This is a genomic window from Methylocaldum sp. GT1BB, from assembly GCF_051027545.1.
Classification (GTDB): Bacteria; Pseudomonadota; Gammaproteobacteria; order Methylococcales; family Methylococcaceae; genus Methylocaldum.
The window spans coordinates 253,205-274,809 of the sequence record NZ_CP194902.1; the positions used below are offsets into that span (position 1 = coordinate 253,205).

The window sequence follows — 21,605 nt, forward strand, 5'->3', positions numbered from 1 at the left end:
CGACACAGCTATACCCCGGTAGGAACCGCGCTAGAGGCCGCAACCTGCCGCGACTGCCCCAAAATGGCGTAACAGACCGGCGTGAGTATCAGGCTGGCCCCCATGCCGAACAACAGCCCGGCGGCCAGCGACAAGGTCATCGGGACCAGAAATTGGGCTTGCTGGCTGGTCTCCAACAGGGTCGGCAAAAAACCGGCGAAGGTCGTGAGAAACGCCAGCAGAATCGGGCGGAAGCGGACGGTGCAGGCTTCTAAGACCAGGCTATGGGCTTTGGGCTCTAGGCTACAGGAAGCAGCGATTGGCGAATCTTGCTCGCTGTCCTCTTCTAAAGCCTCGAGCCTAGGGCCTGTAGCCTCATGTTCCTTGATGTAGTCAAGCAAGACCAAACTGTCGTTCACCACCACGCCGCTGGCGGCGATCATGCCCACCAGGGATTCCATGGATAAAGGCAGACCCGCCAGCCAGTGGGCGAAAACCGCGCCGCACCAGGCGACGGGCGCGGCCAGCAGAAAAATCAGCGGAATGACATAGGAGCGGAACGGCACGGCGATCAGGGCGTAGATCACCACCAGGGCGATCAGGGTATAGAAAGCGAGAGCATGAACGGACGCCTCCTGCTCGATTCGCTCCTCGCCCAAGCCTACGTCCAGCCCCGGGAACTGCTGTTTCAAACGGGGAATTTCCGCTGCTTCCAGATCGGCATAGATCGCATTGAGGTCCGCCGACTTGGGATCGACCCGCGCTTGCACTTTCAGCACACGCTGCCGATCCTGCCGGGCCAGCTTGGCGTAGCCGGGCACGAGGTCAATCTCGGCGAGGGTCCGAAGCGGCGCTTGTGCTCCGTTGGGCAGGCGGATCGGCAGATTATGCAGATCGTCCAAGGACTGCCGCTCGCTCCGGGGCAGGCGCACCATGACTTTGACTTCGCTGCGCCCTCGTTGCAGCCGATGAACTTCGTCGCCGTAGTAGCCGTGCCGCGTCTGCTCGGCGACGTCTTCCAGCCGCAGCCCCAAGCGTTCCGCTTCGGGCTTCAGGCGAAGGCGGATCTCGGGTTTGCCGGGTTCGGCGGAGTCCACCACGTCGTACACGCCGGGATATGCGGCCAGTTTGCGCTTGAGCTGTTCGGCCGCCGCGGTCAGCAGCGACGGATCGGGCGCCCCGAGGTCGAGCTCGATATCGTAGGGAACATCGCCTTCCTTGTAGAGAAAATCGATTTTCGCGCGCCCGATGTCGCCGATGCGCCGGCGCCATTCCCGGATGAAATCCTCGACCACGATGCGTTGCCGTCCTTCCGGCGAAAGCTCGGTCCAGAATCCGGCGCCGTGCTCCCACACCAGCGTCTCCAGACCGACGATTACCGAGGCTGGCTCCAGGCTTGAGACCTGAGGCTGGAGACTTGAGGAAGATAGTGCTGCTGTTTTCTCTCTGCCTTTTCCTCCAGCCTGATCCAGTTCATCCCGCAACTCCAGCAAAGCCCGCTCCACTTTTTCCGCCGCCCGGAGGGTTTCACTATAGGGCGCATCCTGCGGTAACTTCAGATTGACCCAGAAACTGTCCTTGGTGACATCCGCCTGCAGCGACAACCGGATATGGCCGCCGGCCACCAGCGCGGCGCCCAGCATCAGCAATACGGCGAAAGCGGCAACGGTGAGATAGCGCCATGCCAAGGCTTTTTCCAGAAAGGGGCCGTAAATCCGCCGGACGAAATCCTCCAAACCGCGGTTGAGCCTGATACGAAATCTCTCCAAGCGAGAGACATATGGGCCGGGTCTTGAGGGAGCGGCCAAATGCGCAGGCAAGATCAATAGCGCCTCGATTAAAGAAAATACCAGCGTGAGAATCATCACCAGGCAGATCGGCCGCATCATCTCCCCCGCCCAGCCGGGCAGGAACAGGCCGGGCAGGAAGGCAACCAGGGTGGTCAACACCGCCAGAATCACCGGCTGGGCGACGCTTTCCGCGCCGCGAATGGCACAGGCGAGGCTATAGGCTCTAGACTCTAGGTCTTGATTTTCCAGCGTCTGAGGTCTAGAGCCTAGCGCCTCTTCTTGAGCCTTCAGCCTATGGCCTAGGGACTCTGGCCTAGAGTCTAGAGTCTGTTCCTTATGCACCGCCTCCCCGACGATGATGGCGTCGTCCACCAGAATACCCATGGCGAGCAGAAAACCGAACAGGGACAGCATATTGAGCGAGATGCCCAGCATCGGCATCAGCCAGAGCGCGCCGAACACCGAGGTGAGAATCCCCGCGCCGGCCCACAAAGCCACCTTGAATCGCAGAAATAGGCTCAGCACGGCGCACACCAGAACGAAACCGCAGAGGCCGTCCTCGATGAGAGTCCGGATGCGCTCGTCGTAGGCTTGGGAATCGTCCCACCAGGTAATCATCGAGAGCCGTTCCGGCAGCCGGGCGCTCATCTCCTCCACATAGGCCTTGACCCGGCGGGCGACCTCGACCGTGTCATGCTCGGCGTGGATTTCCCAGCCCTGAGCCGTCTCGCCGTTGTGGCGCCATGCCGAGAGGCGTTCTTCCAGGCCGTCAGTGACGGTGGCTACGTCGCGGAGCAGCACCCGGCTGCCGTCCGGATGGGTTTTGAGCACCAGATCCCCGATCGAAGCTCCCTCTCGGGCTTTGCCCTTGACCCGCAGCAACAGTTCACCGGCCGGGCTCTTCACCATGCCGCCGGGCAGGTCCACCGAAGTCCGTCGGACCGCGTCGGCAACATCGCGCAGGGACAACCGGTGTTGCCGCAGCCGTTCCGAAGAAACCTCGATGGCGATTTCGTAAGGCACGTCGTAGTAATTGAGGGCGCGGGTGACGCCGGGTAACCGCGCCAGATCGCCCTGGATACGTTCGCCGAGCCGCTTGAGGATGAGCGGATCGGTGGGACCGTGCAGCGCCACCCAGATGACGCCGTCGTCGCCCTCCCGGTAAGCCGGCTGCACCTCGATCTTTTCGAGAGTCTTCGGCAGTCGCTGAATGGACTGGACCCGCCCGCGCACGGCGTTCATCACCCGGTCTTTGTCGTGACCCGGCAGAACCACCACATTCACCCTACATTCGCCCTCGCTGATCTCCGACTTGAGCCGCTTGACGCCCGGCAGATCGTAAACCGCCTCTTCGATGCGGATGCACACCGATTCCTCGATCTCCAAGGGCCCGGCACCGGGATAGATCGCCTTGATTTCGATTTGCGGGGGGAGAAAGCGTGGAAACACCTCCTTGTCCATGACGATCAGGCTGCCGATTCCGCCGAACAGGATCAGCAGCATCAAGAGATTGGCGGCGACCGGGTTGGAAGCGAACCAACCGACGAGACCAGAGGAAAAGGTTTGAGACTTGAGGCTGTAGGCTTGAGAGCTATCAATTGGAGGCACGGTCATTTCTTTCCTCCGGCCTCAAGTCTCCAGCCTCAAGTCTCACGAGCATCCCCTCCACAGGCACTTGCACGCCGCCGATGACCACCTTTTCCCCGGCAGCCAGTCCGCCGCCGACCAAGACCCGATCGGCTTCGGTGCGCAGCACCGCGAGGCGGCGGATATGGAGGTGCCGCTCGGTATCCACTACCAGCGCTTCCTGAGCCGCGTTGACGGCGCCGGGCGGCAGCACGAAAACCCCGGACTGTTCCCTGCCATCGATCTCGGCCTTGACGAACAAACCGGTCAGCAAGGGTTGGGGATGTTTTTGCGCATACGGCTCCCGAACTTCCGCCACGAGATGCAAGAGGCCGGTCGCGTCGTCGACTTGCGCCTCGCTGCGCACGATGCGCCCCTCCCAGCGCTGTTCGACGTTCCCGAGATCCGCCGTCAAAATAACCCTGGGGCCTTCGTCGCGATGGCCGTTGCGCCGGCCCAGGTCCAGATCGAGGTATGCCAGTTGATCGGTCGAAACCGGCAAGCGCACCTCGGCCACATCGGTGGCATAGACCCGCGCCAGTTTTTCGCCGGGCTGCACGTATTGGCCGAGTCCCACGTACTTGGCCAATACCCGACCTGCGAACGGCGCGTGCAGTTCACACCGGCTCCGCTGCACGCGAGCCTTGACCAAATCGGCTTCGGCGGCTTTCAGCTTGGCCCGCGCTTCGGCCAGTTGCGGCTCGTGCAGGATGAGCGGCGAGGGCTGTCCTTCGCCGAGAGCCTGCCATTCGCTTCGAGCCTGTTCCGCTTCGGCTTCCTCCTGGGCGAGCCGACGCTTAGCCTCCGCAAGCTGGGCTTCGGCGGCGAGGACGGCCTGATCGTAGTCGCGGGGATCGAGTCCCACGAGTTCCTCGCCCATCTCGAAGAACCCGCCGGCGACGAAATCGGGATTCAATCGGATCACCTTGCCCGCCACCTCCGCCACCCAGTCGATTTCGTTGCGGGGCACGACGACACCTTGTGAACGCACGTTCAACCGAACGGTCTGCGGCTCGGCACGAACGACCGAGACCAGCGGCGGTTCCGCTTTGGCGGGCTGGGTTTCCAGCGCCGGCCGGTGGGATACGATGGCGTAAGCGCCGACCGCGCCGGTCAGCAACACGAGAATGGGGAGGAGGATCTTCATCTAGACGTTAACTACGCCGGAGGGAAAGCCCCAAGCTTCGACGCCTATCTCGCTGCTCGGGCGAGCACGCGGCGCACGCTCGCGGTTCGGCCTCAAGTCCAACGTCCAAAGTCTCCAGCCTCATGGCTCTCCAAGACTCACCGGCAGTTCACCTGCCCCGTTTGGTGCGTGGGCCAAAGCCCAGCCGAAGAAGGCGCATGACAATCAAAAAAACCGGCCATCGCAAGACCGGTCCGGCGTGTATCGGCACCCAAAAAGCCGGGTGGCGTTTCAGCCATCCGTGTCATCGGCTATCCAGCTTGGCCTTGGCGACCGTCGCCACGGCACCGATCTGTTCGACCTCGGCGCGGAAGCGTGCCTGTTCAGCGTTTGCCGTCTCGGCGATGACCGAGTTGTCTGCGTTGGCTTCCTTGACGATGCAGTCGTTGTAGGCTTGCGCCTTTTGCTGCCAGTCTCTCGCCGCCTTGAGACTGCGGTTGTAGGCGTCGACGCTGCGGGAATCGATCTCCGGCGCGGCCGGCCGCGTTCCGCAACTTGCCGGACTCCATTTGCCGTCGGCGAGAGTACCGGCATGGATCTCCAGCGCAACAATCAGCATGACAAGGGCGGCAGTCAGTGTGCTTCGTTTCACGGATTACTCCTGAAGGGAACTGCAAAACCAAAGACTCGGCCAAAGGCAATTTGCCGCAGCCATTTCATATAAGACGTTTGACCGCCCCAAAACCCGTACTCCGGTCACTCATTTTTATTGGTACGGCAAATAGTGAGTCCGTGTGTTCCGCTTTACGCGGGCCGCAGAAGCGCGGGAATCCGTTCGTTGAATTATGCACATAGTGCTGACAAAATTATGTGCATTGAAAATAGGATTTTAATCCCATGAGAACGCATGTCGATTTGGATGAAAACCTGCTTGATCAGGTAGTGCAGTTGGGCCGCTTCCCGACCAAAAAAGCCGCTATCCAAGCCGCTCTGACCGAGTTCGTCAAAACGCTCAAACGCCGGCAACTGCTGGCCTTGCGCGGTCAGATCCCGTGGCAGGGTGACCTCGATCAGTTACGCGCCAGACCGAACCTCGAAGAAGACTGATGCTCGTCGATACCTCGGTTTGGATCGACTATTTCAACGGCCATGCCTCAGCGGAAGCGGATCGGCTGTCGCAGGCGCTAGCCGATGCCGAACCTATCGCGCTTCCGGGTGTAGTATGGACGGAAATCCTGCTCGGCCTGCGCACCGAATCCGAAGCGGTCAAAATTTCCGGTTTGTTGGAAGCGTTCGACTACGTCAAAGAGCCTGCGCAGTCGGATTATATCGAGGCCGCAAGGATTTACCGGGCTTGCCGCGCCAAGGGCTATACCATTCGATCGACGATCGATTGTGTGATCGCGCGACTCTGCCTGCGCGACAACCTGCCACTACTCTGCAAAGATCGCGATTTCCAAGCTATCAGCCAATGTTTTCCCTTGCGCTTGATCGCGATCTGAAAAACGCGACGCAAAATACTGAACGAGACCAAGCCAGAGGCTTAATAGAGTCGACAATCGCAGCCGCTCCGTTCCTCCTATTGCCTTAAGTCTTCGGCCTCTTACCAGCCCCCCTCACAGCCTCCTCGAAGATTCCGGCGATCCGGTCGATGTCGCCCGCGGTCACGATCAGAGGCGGCAGGAAGCGGGCCACGCTTCCCTGACGCCCGCCCAATTCGAGAATCAAGCCGCGATTGAGACATTCCTTTTGAATCCGGCGCGCCAGTTCGCGGCAAGGCGGACGAGCGCCGAGACGATCGGGCTCGGCTCGCGCATCCACGATCTCGGCGCCGATCATCAGGCCCCGTCCCCGCACGTCGCCCACATGAGGCGACTCCCGTTGGATACGGCGCAGATGGGCCATTAAACGCTCGCCCATCGCGTCCGCATGGCGGTCGAGCGTCTGCTCCTTGACGAATCGCAGAGTCGCGGCGCCCGCCGCCATGGCCAATTGGTTGCCTCGAAACGTGCCGGCATGGGCGCCGGGCTCCCAGCGGTCCAGACTTTCGTGGTAGACCGCCACGCTAAGCGGCAGTCCGCCGCCCACCGCTTTCGAAAGCACCAACACATCCGGCAGGATGCCGGCATGCTCGAAGGCATACATCGCTCCCGTGCGACCTACGCCGGTCTGTACTTCGTCGACGATCAAGGGAATCTCCCGTTCGCGGGTGATGCGCCGTATTTCCCGAAGCCACTCGTCCGGCGCCGGAATCACCCCGCCCTCCCCTTGCACGGCTTCCAGGATCATGCCGGCGGGCGGCGCGATGCCGCTGTTGGTGTCGTCCAACAGCCTCTCGATGTAGGCGATGGATGCGCGCCAGGTCGCCTCGCCGCCGAGATTGAACGGGCAGCGATAGGCGTAGGGATAAGGCAGGAAATGCACCTCGGGCATGAGTCCCCCGATCGCCAGCTTGGGCCCGGTCTCGCCGGTCAAGCCCAGCGCGCCGTGGGTCATGCCGTGGTAGGCCCCATGAAAAGCAAGGACCGAACGCCGACGAGTGGCGGTCTTGACCAGCTTGAGCGCCGCTTCGATGGCATCCGCCCCGGACGGCCCGCAGAACTGGATACGGGCGTGGCCGGCGAATTCGTTCGGCAGCGTAGAGAAAAGCTCCTCGACAAAAGCGTCCTTGACCGGCGTCGTCAAATCCAGGGTTTGCCAGGGCACGCCATCGGCCACCGCGCGTTGCACCGCTTCCACCACCACCGGATGATAGTGCCCGAGCGTCAAGGCCCCCGCCCCAGCCAGGCAATCGATATAGCGCCGTCCGTCGGTATCCTCGACATGAATGCCTTCGGCCCGGCGAATGGCGATGGGCAGCTTGCGCGGATAGGTCCGGGCGTTGGATTCGAACGCCGTCTGCCGATCCAGATAATACGCGTTGCCCGAAATATCGTTCCGCCTCGTTCGATTCGATGAGGCCAACGATAATCCGTCGGCCCCGGCTAAGGGTTCCTGCGAGGGAAGGTCAATTTTCGGCTCCGCAACAATGTGCGTCATGATGACAACTCCGTTTCAGTTTTATGCGATTCGTTGCCCGAAGCACTTCCGGGCATCTGGTCCCACTGCCATGCGGCACCGGGCATTTCCGCAAATCCTTGCCCCCTCTCTTCCAATCCCACTGAATTCAGTCCTCCACTGGCACCAGATAAAGCCGATGAACGAGATCATCGACTAAAAAAGGCGTAGGAGTTCCTTCCACCCAAGCCGAGTGTTGGTCGTCATAATGTGCCGACAGCGGATGCCCGGATTGGCCTCCCGGCATATGGAAAAGGCCGTTGAGTTCATGACCCGGCGCGACCACCATACGCTCGCTGGCTCCATAGCCGGGCGAGTAAACGCGGACGCATTCGCGGCATCCCGACACGGGAACCGGCGGCATGTCCAGGAAGGTGCCGAGCAATGGAAGCGCGGATGAAAACGGATGGGCGATAGACACGCGATTGACCGCGCCCCAAGTCAGCGATTCCGCGGACTCGCCTCCATACTTAGCAGAGATGTTACGCTCCGACCGTATCAGGAGATCGCGGAGAAAAGCATCCCAATCCGGATAGCGTTCTTTGTGAGGCAACAATTCCGGCAATTTCGCCTCTAGAAGTTGCTGCAAGGGCTCATCGATGGTCGCTCTCTGAAGCCGGAAGCCGGGATCTAGGCTACGACACCTCGTCAGGTAGGGAGAAATAACCTCGTCGAGCAACAAGCGGCGAAATTCCACCAGCAGCGCAAATCCTACCGACCCTTTTTCCGCGGAACCGTCCCACCTTTCCAAGCTCTCCCGCCAACGTTCCCCCGCCTCGCGCGCATCGCCGGGCGGAAGAGACAGGGCAAGCCGTTGATAAAACCGATAGAACTCCACCCGCGTGTCGAGTTGCAGGGTAAGCATATCCCGCTCGTCGAGATTATTGGCCATGGAGAGTTTTTCGGCGATTCGGTGGGCGCGGTGCCCGTGGTCGAAATCATGGCCGATGACATAGGGATAATCGTCATTGAGCATCCGCTGATTGGCGTTGACGATGAAACCGGCTGACGGATTCACCGAGCGTGGCAGCTCTTCGGGCGGAATGTAACCTTTCCAGCCGCGCGAGCCATCTGCCCAAGAGCGGGTAACCGATCCGTCGAAACCGAAGCGTCTCGGGATTTTCCCCGTGTAAGTCCAACCGATGTTGCCTCGGCTATCCGCCGCCATGGCATTCAAGGGCGGACCGCCGCCCCGGTTGAACACGGCCTGGGCGGCAGCGACATCCTCCACCGCATCCAGGTTGAGAAGATGCAGGTCGGTAGCCTCCGGATCCAGGGCGGTCCAGTGCACGGCCACCCGCTTGCCCAGTAGGGGTTCGGGCAGAGCGGGTCCCCAGATGGTTTCCAGTACTTTGAACGTGCGCTCGGTTCCGTCCCGTACCGGCACCGTTTCGATGCGTTCGCCGAAGCGGGCAAATCCCTGAGGCGTGCGATAGCGTCCGGGATCGTCCGGATCGAGTTCCAGTTCCACCAAATCGACGAAATCGCCCTCTATGTTGGTAAAGCCCCAGGCCACCTTACCGTTGGAACCCACCACGACCAGAGGGATTCCCGGCAAGCTAAGACCGGTGAGCTGCACGTCCTCATAGCGAATTTGCACCCGGTACCATATGTTGGGGACACGTAGCGACAAGTGCATATCATTTGCGAGGATGGCTCGTCCGTCCCAAGTTTTCGAAGGACCGACCACCCAACCGTTCGATCCCTTGGGGGCAGGACCGTCCGTTGCCAAACCGGCGTAGTGTTCTCCAGCATTCCTCAGTAAGGCAGACAAGTCCTCCTTGGGAATCGGAGGGAGCCGAGTCCGAGAGGCTTTGCCGCTTAGAAGTTGGTTGGTGTAGCGATCGACGGCCGGAGAGAAAAACGCATTTACCGCTTTCGGCAGGGCGGCCTCCATGACCGTGGCCATGCGCTCCGCTTCCCCCGTCCATCCCAAGTCCTCTTCCATGGCCAGCACCACCAGCAGGCTGTCCTCGGGCCGCCAAGCGGAAGGCCGATATCCCAACAGCAAGAATTCGAACGGTACGACCGGCATGGACGCCATTCCCTGGTTGATCCCCGCTGCATAAGCCTCCAACACCCGCAACTGATCCTCCGGAAGGCGTTTCACAATAGCTTCGGCCACATGTTCGAAACCCATTACCCGATGCCGATGGTCCGACTCCACCAAATCTTCTCCCATGACCTCGGCCAACCGTCCCGCCATTTGCCTCCTCAGCAGATCGAGTTGAAACAGGCGGTCGCGAGCGGTCACAAAACCTAACGCATAAAAGGCGTCCTCGCGGGATTTTGCCGAAATCGAGGGAATTCCCTGGCTGTCGAATTCCACCACGACGCCCGATGCAAGCTCAGTAAGCCCGTAAGTCCCCTGCTCGGGGGGCAACGATAGTCGTAGCGAGCAATACCCCGCCAAGCAGCCGGCACCGATCAAAATGACGGCGCCGAAAAACAGGCGATGCGTTACTTTCGTGCTCGTTCGGTTCCACCGCCGTGACGACATTCGGTTCGATAGCTCTGCCGAAACCGCCGATTTTTCTTCCTTGTCTCCAGGGCTCGAGCAACCCATTTCAGGCTCCATGGCCGACCTCTAACATTGTCGTAGTAGGGGCGGCGAAATTTTCGGCTCTCCCATGGCTATCGCTCGCCTCGGCCACCGGCACCTCGAAAAGCTTTCCGTCCCGCAGCTTGAGACAACGATCCGCCAATGAAAAATACGCATCGTCGTGAGTAATCACGATAACCGTCTTTCCGCGGGATTTTAGGGAACCGAGAATCTCTCGGTAGAAAATCCTCTTGAATATCGGATCCTGATCCGCAGCCCATTCATCGAACACATAGAACGGACGATCTTCCAGATAAGCAACCAGAAGTGCGAGCCGTTTTCGCTGCCCTTGCGATAAATTGACCGTAGAAAACTTACCGTCCTTGACGGTGACCTTGTGAGCGAGGTCCAGATGCTTCAGGTATTCCCATATTTTGCTGTTGGATTCCAGATTGTCGAAGCCCAATAGGTTTTCGAACAGGAAAAAGTCGAAAAAAATGGCCGAGAAGTGCTGTCGATAATATTCGAGATTTCCATCGTTTATCGGTTCGCCATCCAACTGTATTTCTCCGCTTTCCGGCCGATATAATCCAACCAATAAAAAAGCTAACGTGGATTTCCCGCTGCCGTTTCCTCCAATAATAAAAACGATTTCACCGGGGTATAGAGTTAGGTCGATAGGGCCGAGTACGAACTCCACGCGCCCGTCTTCTCCACGATAACAATGCTGGACTTTCGAAAGCTCCAAAATCGGCGTACGCGCTTCGGGATCTCTTCTTGGAAGCAGCCCGTAATCCTGATTTTTGCCGGAAAGCCCTTTCTCCAGAGCGTGAATCTTTCCGGCCGACACCCTGGCTTTCGACAGGATAGGAATAACTTCGAGCAGAAGCTGGAGCGGCATAGCCATGTATAAAATGATCAAACAATAGCCTCGCGCGATCTCGGACGGAATTTCCTGCCACTGAGGCAGAATGAAAAGAATCGTACCGATCACTGCGTAAAACAATCCGTTTCCCCAGTTGATGGCGACCGCATACCACAGCATTGCCGATAGCCTATTCCGACGGCAATTGATAATCGAAGCTTCCACGCAGTCCGACAAAAACGCCCGGCGACGCGGCTGATTGAGCTTTAGCTCCTTGATTCCATCGGTCATGTTCCGAATGTATCTATATACCGAATCCTCGTGCTCGCGGGCGACCACCAGCCATCGATAGGCCCAGTATTGAATCGTCCTAAAACTGAGGACGCCGACGGCCATGGCCCCTAACACGATCCAGAGGATATCCCTCGATAACCAGCCGAGATAACCCAGGCCGCCGAACACCACGGCGATATTGACGCAAATGGAAGGAATTCGGGTGAACGCCTCGGAGACTGCCGCCACATCTTCTGTGAGATTTGCCAAGGCCTTGCCGGGGCCCATTTTCTGAAATTCAGCCAGCGGTAATTCGAGAATTTCTCGACACAGCCTGATTCGTAAATCACGAATCGTATTTTGTCCTAGGAATATGACGACGTATTCCGATACGAGCCTGGCCGCGATAAAACTGCCACACAGTCCGACGAATACCGGCCAATACTCGTCTATAGAAGCAGGGGGCTGCAGTGCGCCATTGATCACGGCGAGCAGTGCGACCCCGCTAAGCCCACTAACCATGCCCGTTAGGGCAGCGATCAAGAGCGCGATCCATGACCGAAACGGAAGAAAGCCGAATAAATCACTCATCGGGTTGTCACATTATCGAGACCGAGCAGGTTCAGTGCGGCGTATTTCGAGCTCGACGCATCGCTGTTTCTTGTGCAAGAACGCATATATAAACTCCCAGTTCATTCTGCCGACACCCCAGACACCGTTGCTATCCGGCCCGATATCGGCTTTCAGAATAATCCCGATAGGGGTATCTCCCCTATTTTCAGAGGAGCAAAAATTTCCCAATGAATAAGCTAATAATCTTGTATTGCGATTAGTTTCACAAAGCTCGACTGGTTGCGGACAATGCGAATGATGGCCGATGATCATATCCCACATGTTTAATAATCTGCGGCCGTGCAGCACCTGATGATATTTAGGACGCAATTGCATTTCGTATCCCCAGTGCGGATACAAAATATTGAATTCGGCATCGCCAGCAAAATAATCATCGACCTCATCTATCGTCGCTACGAATTCGCATTTTTGATTCGACCAACGGGTACAACCGACAATATTTACCTTACCGTCAATGAGCACAGACGGTTCATCCCGCCTTCCCACGGTTATAAAGCCATAATCTTGCAGCCGCCGGTAGGATTCGCAAAACCCATCCCAGCCATAATCGCCCGTGTGATTATTGGCACAGGATAGAACCGTGCGCTCAGGTGGAAAAAGCTTGGACAGATGGTCCAAAATCTCCTCGGTGTGAGCCTGGGCCATAAACACCTGCTTGCGGTGGCCGGTAACAATAGTCCCTTCGAAATTACCGACCAGGAAATCCGTATCAGAGAAAAAGCGCCTGATATCCTCCCCGATTCTTAAATCCATTCCTTCGAGGATCATGATATCTCCGATAAAACCCAGCTTTATCCGAGGCATAACGGTATTTATCACGCTGTTATCGGGAACGAATTCTTCGAATGGGCCGTGGCTTCGCGGCGGATTGATCAGGACGTGGTAAATCCACTCCAATCCCTCGACGAGGCTATAAGGCTGGGAAAAATATCGGGGCGGCTTGTCGTTATCCCAACCGGGGCACCTTACTGCTACTTTGCGTTTGAGCAGGTCCATCGAACTAATCCGGCGTGTTGTTTCAGGGTGGATGCTTGCAAGTCGCTCAACGAAAGGGCCGTTCCAGAACGCCCGCGTCGACCAGATAATCGAGCGATTTGGCAAACACGCCCTCATCGACCGTCGGCAAGGCGATTCCGGCTTGCCTCAATGCTTCAGCCGTCGTGCCGCATCGATAAGGCACTGAACCATCGTGATGATGTTCTACAAAGGACTCCACCATTCCGGCCATGGTGTGCAAAGGCTGATCGGGCGACCGAGAGGCGAGCGTGGAAAAGGCGCTCATCCATTCCGGGGGTGAAGCCTTTTCAATCCGATACCCATACCTGTCGAGCCAGGCAATAAGATCCGATACCGGTGTCGGATGAGGATTGAAAACGTGATAGGTACGCCCTGGCGAGGAATCGAGGGCGGACAGCCCCACGATGGCGCGGCTGACGAAGTCGACGGGTGTCAGCACGAATGACGTCCTATTCGTGGGAAATATCCCGAGATCGAGGCACACCTTAAGAAACCGGCAGTGGAAATCATTCGGATTCCAGCGCCGGTGCCGCCATGTCCCGTCACGGTGCCCAATCGGTAAACGGTAACCGGCAAGCCGCGGTCGCGCGCGATTCGAATCAGATGCTCGGCCACCAACTTGCTCTGCGAATACCCCAAGGTCAAACGGGTATTCAGGCTGGGCAGATCGTCCTCCGAAAATCCTGGCGGCTCGGGCTCGGTTCCGTCGTCGAAAATAGACAACGTCGATACGTAATGAACCGGCTTGACCGTGCCGGTGCAGGCAAGGCGAAGGATCTCCCGCGTACCCGACACGTTGGCGGGTTTCAAAGCCGGATAAGATAAGATCAGGTTGGTCGACGATCCGTTGTGATAGATCACGTCGACTTCATCGCCCAACTCCCGAAACCGCGCCGCCGGCAGTCCGAGAAACGGTTTTGCCAAATCACCGGGCAAAGGCACGATCCGCTGTTTTGCCAAAGGGTTATGGATGGCATAGCGATCGAGGGTTTCTTCGATTTTATTGGCTGCGTCCTCAGCCGAACCGGAACGCACCAGGCAAAAAATCTTTCCTTGAGTTTGCGCCAATAGTTCGTCCAGTAAAAAAGGGCCCACGAACCCGGTAATTCCAGTCAACAACACATTGCGAGGAAGTCCGTTCGGTTTCCCTGGGCGGAAAGCAGGCGTGATGGACGAATCCAGAATCGCTTCCGCGGCCAGATTCACAATGGAAGTTGATGGTTCTTGTTGCTCCGAATTCACGGCATCGCCGAGCGATGCTGCTGCCGAACAAGCCGCGGCGGCATCTTCGAGTATCCCTAAAAGCCTGCCGGCAAGTCGCTCGATGGTTTCCCGCGAATGACAGGCATGGCTGTAGCTCCAATGAACGCGCAATTCACCCGCCACGACCGAGGCATCGATCGACAGGCTGCGCGGCCGCATTCCCGCTGGATCGTTCAGGCGGCAGGCGGGTTCCGGAGCGAGAGAAAACCAAGCATCGACCGCGGTTCCTTGATCGATTCGGCCAAGGTAGTTAAACCCGATTTGAGGTTCCGGAACGGCTTCCAGCCGGCTGACAAGATCGGGATTCCGATTCAGATAGCGCACGACGCCGTAATCGATGCCGTGGTTCGGGATGACGGCCAGTTGCTCCTTCACCGCTTGGACTATTTCCGGAAAAGCCCGATCGGGCGAAATTTCGAACAAAACCGGAAATAAGGCGGTAAACCAGCCTACGGTGCGCGAGATGTCTACATCGTCAAAAAGGTATTCACGGCCATGGCTTTCCATTTCCAAAAATACCGAGTCGCTTTGCGCCCATTCGGCCAGCACGGCCACTACCGCCGCGAGAAGAACCTCGTTGATCCGCGCGCCATAGGCCAGCGGGGCGTTTTGCAGCAAAACGGACGTTTTCGTCGGGTCCAGCGAAATGGTCACGGTCTCGCCGGTTGCCTCGGAATCGACGCCCCCGGCGAAATCCATCGGCAGTGCAGCGATCCGGCTCCAATCGGTGTTCAGCCAATAGGCGACGTTGCGCTCCGGCATTGCCGTTTGCGCATGATCCGCGAGGCGTTCCGCCCATTGCTTGAAGGCGGTGGTTTTTTTCGGCAACCTCATCTCTCGCGCCGCGAGAGCCTGCCGGTAAAGGGCGCTCATGTCTTCCAAAAGAATGCGCCAACTTACTCCGTCCACCACCAGGTGGTGGATGATGATCAACAAACGGCTGCTCGAATCGCCTCCGCAATCGAACCACACCACCCGAATTAAAGGCCCGTGACGCAAATCGAGGCTGCGCTGCCACCGCGAAGCCTGTTCGGTCAGCGCGGCTTGCCGGCGATCCTCGGCGAGACCCGAAAAATCGACCGAAACGATTTCGACTGCGCCCTCGACATCCTCCGCCAGCACCTGCGTCCAAAGACCGCCGCACTCGCGAAAACGGGTGCGCAAAACATCGTGGTGGTGCAGCAGGTGCCGTATGACGTCTGTCAGTACCGCGGGGACGATCGGCTGTTTTGCCTCCAGCAGAACCGATTGGTTCCAATGATTCGGGTTAGGGAAGGACTGTTCGAAAAACCACCGCTGGATGGGCGTCAAGGGAACTTCTCCCGTAATGATGCCCTGTTCCGCCTGCACGTCCGTGTCGCGGTCCTTTGCTTTCGCCAATGCTTCGATGGTTTGGTATTCGAAAACCTGCCGGGGATGAATGGTCAAGCCGGCCTGCTTCGCCCGATTCACCATCTGCATGCTTAATATGGAATCGCCGCCGATCTCGAAAAAGTTATCCTGGATGCCGACTTTCTCCAGACCCAATACCTGCCCCCAGATAGCGCACAACACGGCCTCGATCTTGGTGCGCGGTGCGACGTAGCGGTCCTCCGATTGATCCCGGACGTCCACTGAAGGTAATGCCTTGCGGTCCAGTTTGCCGTTGGGCGTCAGCGGGAGACGATCGAGAAATACAAAGGCCGACGGAATCATGTAGCTGGGCAACATGTTTTGCAGAAACGCGCGTAACCCGTCGGCGTCGGCCGCGCGTTCGCCTTGCCTTGGCACGAGGTACGCAATCAGGCGCTTGCTTCCCGAAGGGGTTTCGTGATCGGTCACGACCGCTGCTTCGATATCCGGGTGCTTCAGCAACTTGACCTCGATCTCGCTCAACTCTACTCGAAACCCCCTAATCTTGACTTGGTGATCGGCCCTCCCCAAGAACACGATATTGCCGTCGGCGCGGAAATGCGCACGGTCTCCCGTCCGGTAAAGACGAGCCCCGGAGGCATTATCGAAAGGGTTGGGCAAAAAACGTTCGGCGGTCAATGCCGGCTGATTCAAATAGCGGGCGGCAAGACCTTCGCCGCCGATATAAAGCTCGCCGGGTACGCCAACGGGCACCGGATTCAAATAGGCATCCAATAGATATATCCGCGCACCGGGAATGGGGCGGCCGATGGGTATCGAGTCCTCGGAAAATTTCGGCGGGATTTTATATGCGGTGCACCAGACGGTGCCTTCGGTGGGGCCGTATTCGTTATAGAGATCCGCTCCCGGCAGTTGTGCGTAGTGGCGTTCGGCCACTCCCGCCGAGCAAGCTTCTCCGGCGACGATAACCGCCCGCAAGCTATCGAGTTGCCCCGCATCCGCTTGCTCGAGGAGGATATTGTAAAAAGACGGCAGGCCTAACAAATGGGTAATCCGCTCTTTCCTGATCCAATCGACCACAAACGCCGGAACGGTATGAGTCGAATCATCGGGAATGCACAGTTTTCCGCCTTGGCTCAAGGTCCAGAATATGCCCGCCACGGAACTGTCGAAGGCAAAGGAAGAAAGCAATAAAAAGCTTTCCACCGGGTTGCGGTAATAGGCAAACCGGGCCTGGGTCGAGTGCAGGACATTGCGATGAGTAACGGCTACGCCCTTGGGTTTTCCCGTGGACCCGGAGGTGTAAATAACGTAGGCCAGGTCGCCGGAATCGGTCGTCACCCGCGGATCCACGACGGGTTGTTCGGCAATCGCTTCCCAATCACAGTCGACGCATGTCGCCGCTATCGATAGATTCGGCAACGCCGCCAGCACCGATTCCCGAGTCAGAAGCAGCGCTGCGCCGGAATCGTCCAGCAGATACGCAATCTCGTCCTTGGGGTATTTCGGATCGATCGGCACATAGGCTCCGCCGGCTTTCAGAACGCCGAGTATCCCGACCACCATTTCCGGCAAGCGACCGATACATAGTGCGACCGTGATTCCGGGTCCTACCCCTTTGCTACGGAGGTAGTGCGCCAGTTGATTGGCCCTGGCGTTAAGCTCCGCGTAAGTCAAAGTCGATCCGTTGCCGCACAGGGCGATTGCTGACGGCACACGCCGCGCCTGATCCTCGAACAGTGCGTGGATGAATCCGTCCGCCGACGTTTCTCCCGAGCGCGCGGGCAGGCCATTCGCACTCTCCGGACCGCCATCCGATAACACGTAGGCGGTTACAGTGCTCCACTCCTCGGTCAGTTGCCGGTTTTCCTCCGGCGTCAGCAGCCGCAATTCGCTGATCCGCGTGTCCGGAGCGTCTGCGATGTGCTCCAGTAATACCCGGAAGTGACTCGCCATGCGGGCGATCGTGCTCTCGTCGAACAAATCGACGTTGTATTCCAGGGATGTGCGCAGACCGTCCGGCTCTTCGGTAACGTGCAGGGTCAAGTCGAACTTTGAAACATGGTTCTCGACCGAGAATGGCGTGATATCCAGTCCGGTTACCCGTATCGAGTCGAACGGCACGTTGTGCAGTACGAACATGACCTGGAATAACGGATTGGAACTCGCATCTCGAATCGGCTTGAGCTTTTTAACCAATAACTCGAAGGGATACTCCTGATGCGGCTGGGTATCCAACATCGTTTCGCGGGTTCGGCCCAGCAAGGCGGTGAATTTCGGATTGCCCGAAAGATCGGTTTGCAGTGCCAATACATTGACGAAAAAACCGATCAGCCCTTCGAGCTCCGCATGGTTGCGGTTGGCTACCGGGGTCCCTACGCAAATATGTTGCTCACCGGTATAGCGATGCAGGAGCACATTGAAGGCGGAAAACAAGAGCGCGAACAAAGTCACGTTCCGCCGGCGGCATAACTGGTTCAGCTTTACGGTGAGTTCCTTGGCCAGAAAAAAGTGGTAGTCGCTCCCGCGATACGTCTGCACCGCCGGCCTCGTCCGATCGGTCGGCAACTCGAAACCGGAATCGGAACCGGATAAATGACGCTCCCAGAACGAAAACATTTTCGCGAGGACATCCGGTTGCAACCGCTGCCGCTGCCAATAAGCGAAGTCGGCGTATTGGATGGGCAACTCGGGTAACGGTGACGGGCGGCCTAGGACATAAGCTTCGTACAGCGTGGCCAGCTCCCGGTATAGAACAGCCGCCGACCAGCCGTCGGTGATAATGTGGGGCATGGTGATGAGGAGAACATGCTCCTGTTCGTCTTGGGTGCCCTCGGCCAAGCGAAAGAGCCTGACGCGCAGCAGCGGGCATTCGGATAAATCAAAAGGCGTTCTCGATTCCCGGTTAAGCAGTTTTCCAAGGTAGTTGCGGCGTTCCGACGGAGATTGTCCGCTCAGATCCTCCACACTGACGGACAAGCTAAGTTCCGGCAGCACTCGCTGGATCGGCTCGGAGTTCGCGATGACAAATTCGGTCCGCAAGGACTCGTGCCGACGGATGATCTCGTTGATGGCTTTTTCCAATGCATCAACGACTAGCGTTCCCCTAAGCCGAACCGCAATGGAAAAGTTATAGGCGGCGCTGTCCGATTCCAATTGATCGAGGAAGAACAACTGCTGTTGGGAGAAAGACAGAGGCGATGGTCCCTGAGGCCGCTTGGGCATCGTGGATGGTCCAAGCCGACGGGGAATCAGCCGCCCTTGCAGGCGTTCTTGCAAAAGCGCTCGTTTGCTTGCGGATAATGCAGACTTGGATTCGGATAATTCGATCTCGTTTTTCATCCCATTGTCCTTTCCAGACGTTTCTTGAACCCGGCCTCGCTCCGCCTTGCCGCCTTTCGCTTCTGTAGCCAGCGCACGATTCCGCTGACGTAAAGGATCAAGGGCGTGAAACCGATGACACACCATGCGATGCGGCCCGGAAGGCCAATCGCTTCTCCGCTATGCAGGGGCCACATGAGGTTGAGGAATGTCTCGCCGGCGGTAAATTGATTCGGGTCCTGAACCGCCAGCACCTTGCCGGTGTACTGGTCGATCCAGATCTTGGTGCGCGGCCTGAGCCGGTTAGCTTCTCCGGATTGCCTTTTCTCGATGACATAGACGCCATCGGGACCGTCCGGCGTCTGTACTCCACGCAGTTCTGCGCCGGGAAAAACGGAGTCGGCTATTGCCACGGCGTCGGCTATCGAAATCCGGCGCCCACCGGCGGCTGATTCCGATTTAAGTTCGGGGTCCTTTAAATGCTCGGCGCCGATAGGCGAAAAACATCGTATCAACGGCTTTAGATAATCATCGTAATTGAACGAAAACCCGGTAAAAGCCAGTGTGACGAGAACCGTTGCTGCGTAAAAGCCGGTTACTTTATGCAAATCGAAATAAAACCGTTCCGGACTCGCCCTTCGTTTGAAAGTGATCGCGGTTTTCATTTTGTTCCAACGCGGCCACCACAGGTACAAGCCGCTCAACGCGGAAAGCAGCAGGAGCAGGCCGGAGAAACAGACTATGTCAAAACCCAGTTTGCCGGGTTTCGAACCGAGCTTGCCCAAAAGAAAGCTGGCGTGAATCTCGTAAATCAGGGTCGATAAGGATTGCCCCCAAAAGCTCTCCTTGAGGATTTCACCACTGTAAACATCCACCAAAACCCGCAACGGTGCGTAAAATTCATCCATCGTTTCCTCGGGGTTCGGATATATTGCCCACAAATAGGTTTTCCCATACCCAGGCAATACCAAGATCCATTGCCCCTTTCTTTGTGGATGTGCCGCCGTGAGGGTTTGCATGATTTCGTCCAATGAGTGTGGTTGCACATCGGATTCGTGATGGGTTTGCGTCGGCAAACCGAGTTCTTCCAATTCTCGGAAGAAAACATTAACCGACCCCGTCAGTCCGAGAACGACGAAAACAAACCCTGCCGCCAAGGCGATAAATAAATGCACCTTGAGCCAGAAAGCGCGAAAACGCCGTCGAAGAGTAAGGTGTCCCGAGTTTCGTTCCATGTTCGCGTTCGTGGAATACTTTTTCGTACAGCAATAGGTTTAATCTTTTCTAAAGCGCGACGTCATGACGCCTATCGCGAATTTCGATAGTAAGACCAAAGGACAGCGGCTTATCATTGAAACCGGTTTTATCGCCAGGCTGTTTTTCGGGTGACAGTCGGATTTGGAAATTTCCGCAAATCATCGCCAAGGCGCTTTTGATAACCAGCATGGCCAAACCTCTTCCCGGACATGAACGCGGCCCCGAGCCGAAACCCAAAAAGGCTTTGCCGTTATGTTTGGAAGATTCCGCTTTGGTTTCGCTGCGCCATCGCCGGTGATCAAATACCCTGGCCTGATGAAAATTTTCATCGTCCAGAGCGCAACGCGCGATCAGCAATACCAATGGAGTTCCAGCTGGTATCTCGACATCGTCCATTACCAAATCCGCCTTGGCCTCCACGATCGCGAGGCGGGATACCGACGACGTTCTCATCGTCTCTAAAATAACGGCGTCGATACATTTGAGCTTCTTGATATCTTCAATGTCCTCGATAATGCCGCCATTGCCTAGTACAGCATCGACTTCGTCCTGAATGTCCCTTTGGACCTGGGGGTCTTTGGCAATGCAGAAGAGCACCCGGAGCAGGGTATTCGCTGTAGTGGGTTCGGAGGCCAGAACTATCAACAGAATATTTTCGATGAGTTTTATATTGCGAATATCAGAACCCTTTTCTTTCATGGCTTCTATAAGAAGCCGGACCATGCTCACCGCGTTGCCAGCCCCATTTGTGTCATTTAAAAGGGATCCTTTACGTGCGATGACATTTTTAACGACTCTGAAGATTTCCCTTATGTCTTCGTCAAAATACTTGTTTTCGGAGAAGCTTTCCAAATGCATTTGCGGCAGTAAGGCATCGATGCGCCTGCCCAAAATGGGGACCAGGTTATGTAAGATATTCTTCGTGACCTCTTGCTCGCCCACTGGCATATCGGTCAGATCGCCGAATACCATCGTTGTAAATACCGATATCGAGAAGCCCAAAATCTCCGCTTCCAAATCAATTTTCGAAAGGTTTTCGCCATGAGTGATCCAATGGTTTTTCAAATCTCCGGTAGCCGCCTTGATATATTCGAAATATTGGGCCATATGGCGGGATTCCATGGATGCCGCTATAACTTCCCGTTGACGTTTCCAGCCGTGGTCGTCGGCAGCCTCGATTCCGTCCACTTTCATGGTTTCGAGAACTCTGTTTTTCCTGCTATATGGGCCGAAAAGGTCCGGCCTTTTGCGAAGAATGAAATTGATCTGATTGGCATTCGCGACGACTACTAGCGGCCGGTTCGCAAATTGAACCGTGAAAAGTTTTCCGTACCGGTCCGCTAGCTTCTCGAAGATTTCATGAACCCGGTTGAAGTCAGGCTCCAATACCACCGGGTCCGGATGGCCGGGGAGCGCAGAAATGGTTTTGATACTACACATCACAATCCTCTTTTCCCGGCCGATTGAATCGCCTCTGCTGGTTCACCCCAGATCCACCGGTGT

General features: G+C 57.3%; 13 protein-coding genes. 2 read left to right on the plus strand and 11 right to left on the minus strand.

The window, feature by feature from the left end; all coding sequences use genetic code 11:
• Positions 1-8: 8 nt before the first annotated feature.
• The 3 genes from ACR2TX_RS02425 to ACR2TX_RS02435 form a co-directional block, all read right to left on the minus strand.
• Complete coding sequence (locus ACR2TX_RS02425) at positions 9-3,383, minus strand: efflux RND transporter permease subunit (protein WP_434131085.1); 3,375 nt, start codon at positions 3,381-3,383, stop codon at positions 9-11.
• A complete protein-coding gene (locus tag ACR2TX_RS02430; RefSeq protein WP_434131088.1) occupies positions 3,364-4,542 on the minus strand; it encodes an efflux RND transporter periplasmic adaptor subunit in 1,179 nt (392 codons plus the stop codon). Before ACR2TX_RS02430 ends, ACR2TX_RS02425 begins: the two co-directional genes overlap by 20 nt.
• Before the next feature lie 283 nt (positions 4,543-4,825).
• A complete protein-coding gene (locus ACR2TX_RS02435) occupies positions 4,826-5,173 on the minus strand; it encodes a hypothetical protein (RefSeq protein WP_434131090.1) in 348 nt (115 codons plus the stop codon).
• A gap of 245 nt (positions 5,174-5,418) precedes the next feature.
• Between ACR2TX_RS02435 and ACR2TX_RS02440 the strand changes: the two genes are divergently transcribed.
• Positions 5,419-5,628, plus strand: coding sequence for a type II toxin-antitoxin system VapB family antitoxin (locus tag ACR2TX_RS02440; protein WP_156880216.1), 210 nt, complete (start codon positions 5,419-5,421; stop codon positions 5,626-5,628).
• A complete protein-coding gene (gene vapC, locus ACR2TX_RS02445) occupies positions 5,628-6,023 on the plus strand; it encodes a type II toxin-antitoxin system VapC family toxin (RefSeq protein WP_077728413.1) in 396 nt (131 codons plus the stop codon). The genes ACR2TX_RS02440 and vapC overlap by 1 nt, the downstream gene beginning before the upstream one ends.
• Before the next feature lie 85 nt (positions 6,024-6,108).
• Here vapC and ACR2TX_RS02450 read toward each other — a convergent pair whose 3' ends face one another.
• The 8 genes from ACR2TX_RS02450 to ACR2TX_RS02485 all read right to left on the minus strand — a co-directional run bounded on the left by ACR2TX_RS02450 (position 6,109) and on the right by ACR2TX_RS02485 (position 21,542).
• A complete protein-coding gene (locus tag ACR2TX_RS02450; protein ID WP_077728414.1) occupies positions 6,109-7,560 on the minus strand; it encodes a diaminobutyrate--2-oxoglutarate transaminase in 1,452 nt (483 codons plus the stop codon).
• Between the two features lie 127 nt (positions 7,561-7,687).
• Positions 7,688-10,144 carry a penicillin acylase family protein gene (locus ACR2TX_RS02455; RefSeq protein ID WP_434131092.1) on the minus strand — a complete coding sequence of 819 codons (2,457 nt, stop codon included), beginning with the start codon at positions 10,142-10,144 and terminating at the stop codon, positions 7,688-7,690.
• A gap of 1 nt (position 10,145) precedes the next feature.
• Entirely contained in the window at positions 10,146-11,849 is a 1,704-nt protein-coding gene (locus ACR2TX_RS02460) for a cyclic peptide export ABC transporter (RefSeq protein WP_086135183.1), read from the minus strand.
• Positions 11,850-11,861: 12 nt separating this feature from the next.
• Positions 11,862-12,887: a CapA family protein gene (locus ACR2TX_RS02465; protein WP_168183883.1), complete on the minus strand. Its 1,026-nt coding sequence runs from the start codon at positions 12,885-12,887 to the stop codon at positions 11,862-11,864.
• A gap of 46 nt (positions 12,888-12,933) precedes the next feature.
• Positions 12,934-13,347, minus strand: coding sequence for a hypothetical protein (locus ACR2TX_RS02470; RefSeq protein WP_434131094.1), 414 nt, complete (start codon positions 13,345-13,347; stop codon positions 12,934-12,936).
• A complete protein-coding gene (locus ACR2TX_RS02475; RefSeq protein WP_434131097.1) occupies positions 13,341-18,866 on the minus strand; it encodes an amino acid adenylation domain-containing protein in 5,526 nt (1,841 codons plus the stop codon). Before ACR2TX_RS02475 ends, ACR2TX_RS02470 begins: the two co-directional genes overlap by 7 nt.
• A complete protein-coding gene (locus ACR2TX_RS02480) occupies positions 18,863-20,080 on the minus strand; it encodes a PepSY-associated TM helix domain-containing protein (RefSeq protein ID WP_434131099.1) in 1,218 nt (405 codons plus the stop codon). Before ACR2TX_RS02480 ends, ACR2TX_RS02475 begins: the two co-directional genes overlap by 4 nt.
• Before the next feature lie 49 nt (positions 20,081-20,129).
• Positions 20,130-21,542 (minus strand): cytochrome P450, encoded by a 1,413-nt coding sequence (locus tag ACR2TX_RS02485; RefSeq protein ID WP_434131102.1) that lies wholly within the window; start codon positions 21,540-21,542, stop codon positions 20,130-20,132.
• Positions 21,543-21,605: the final 63 nt, after the last annotated feature.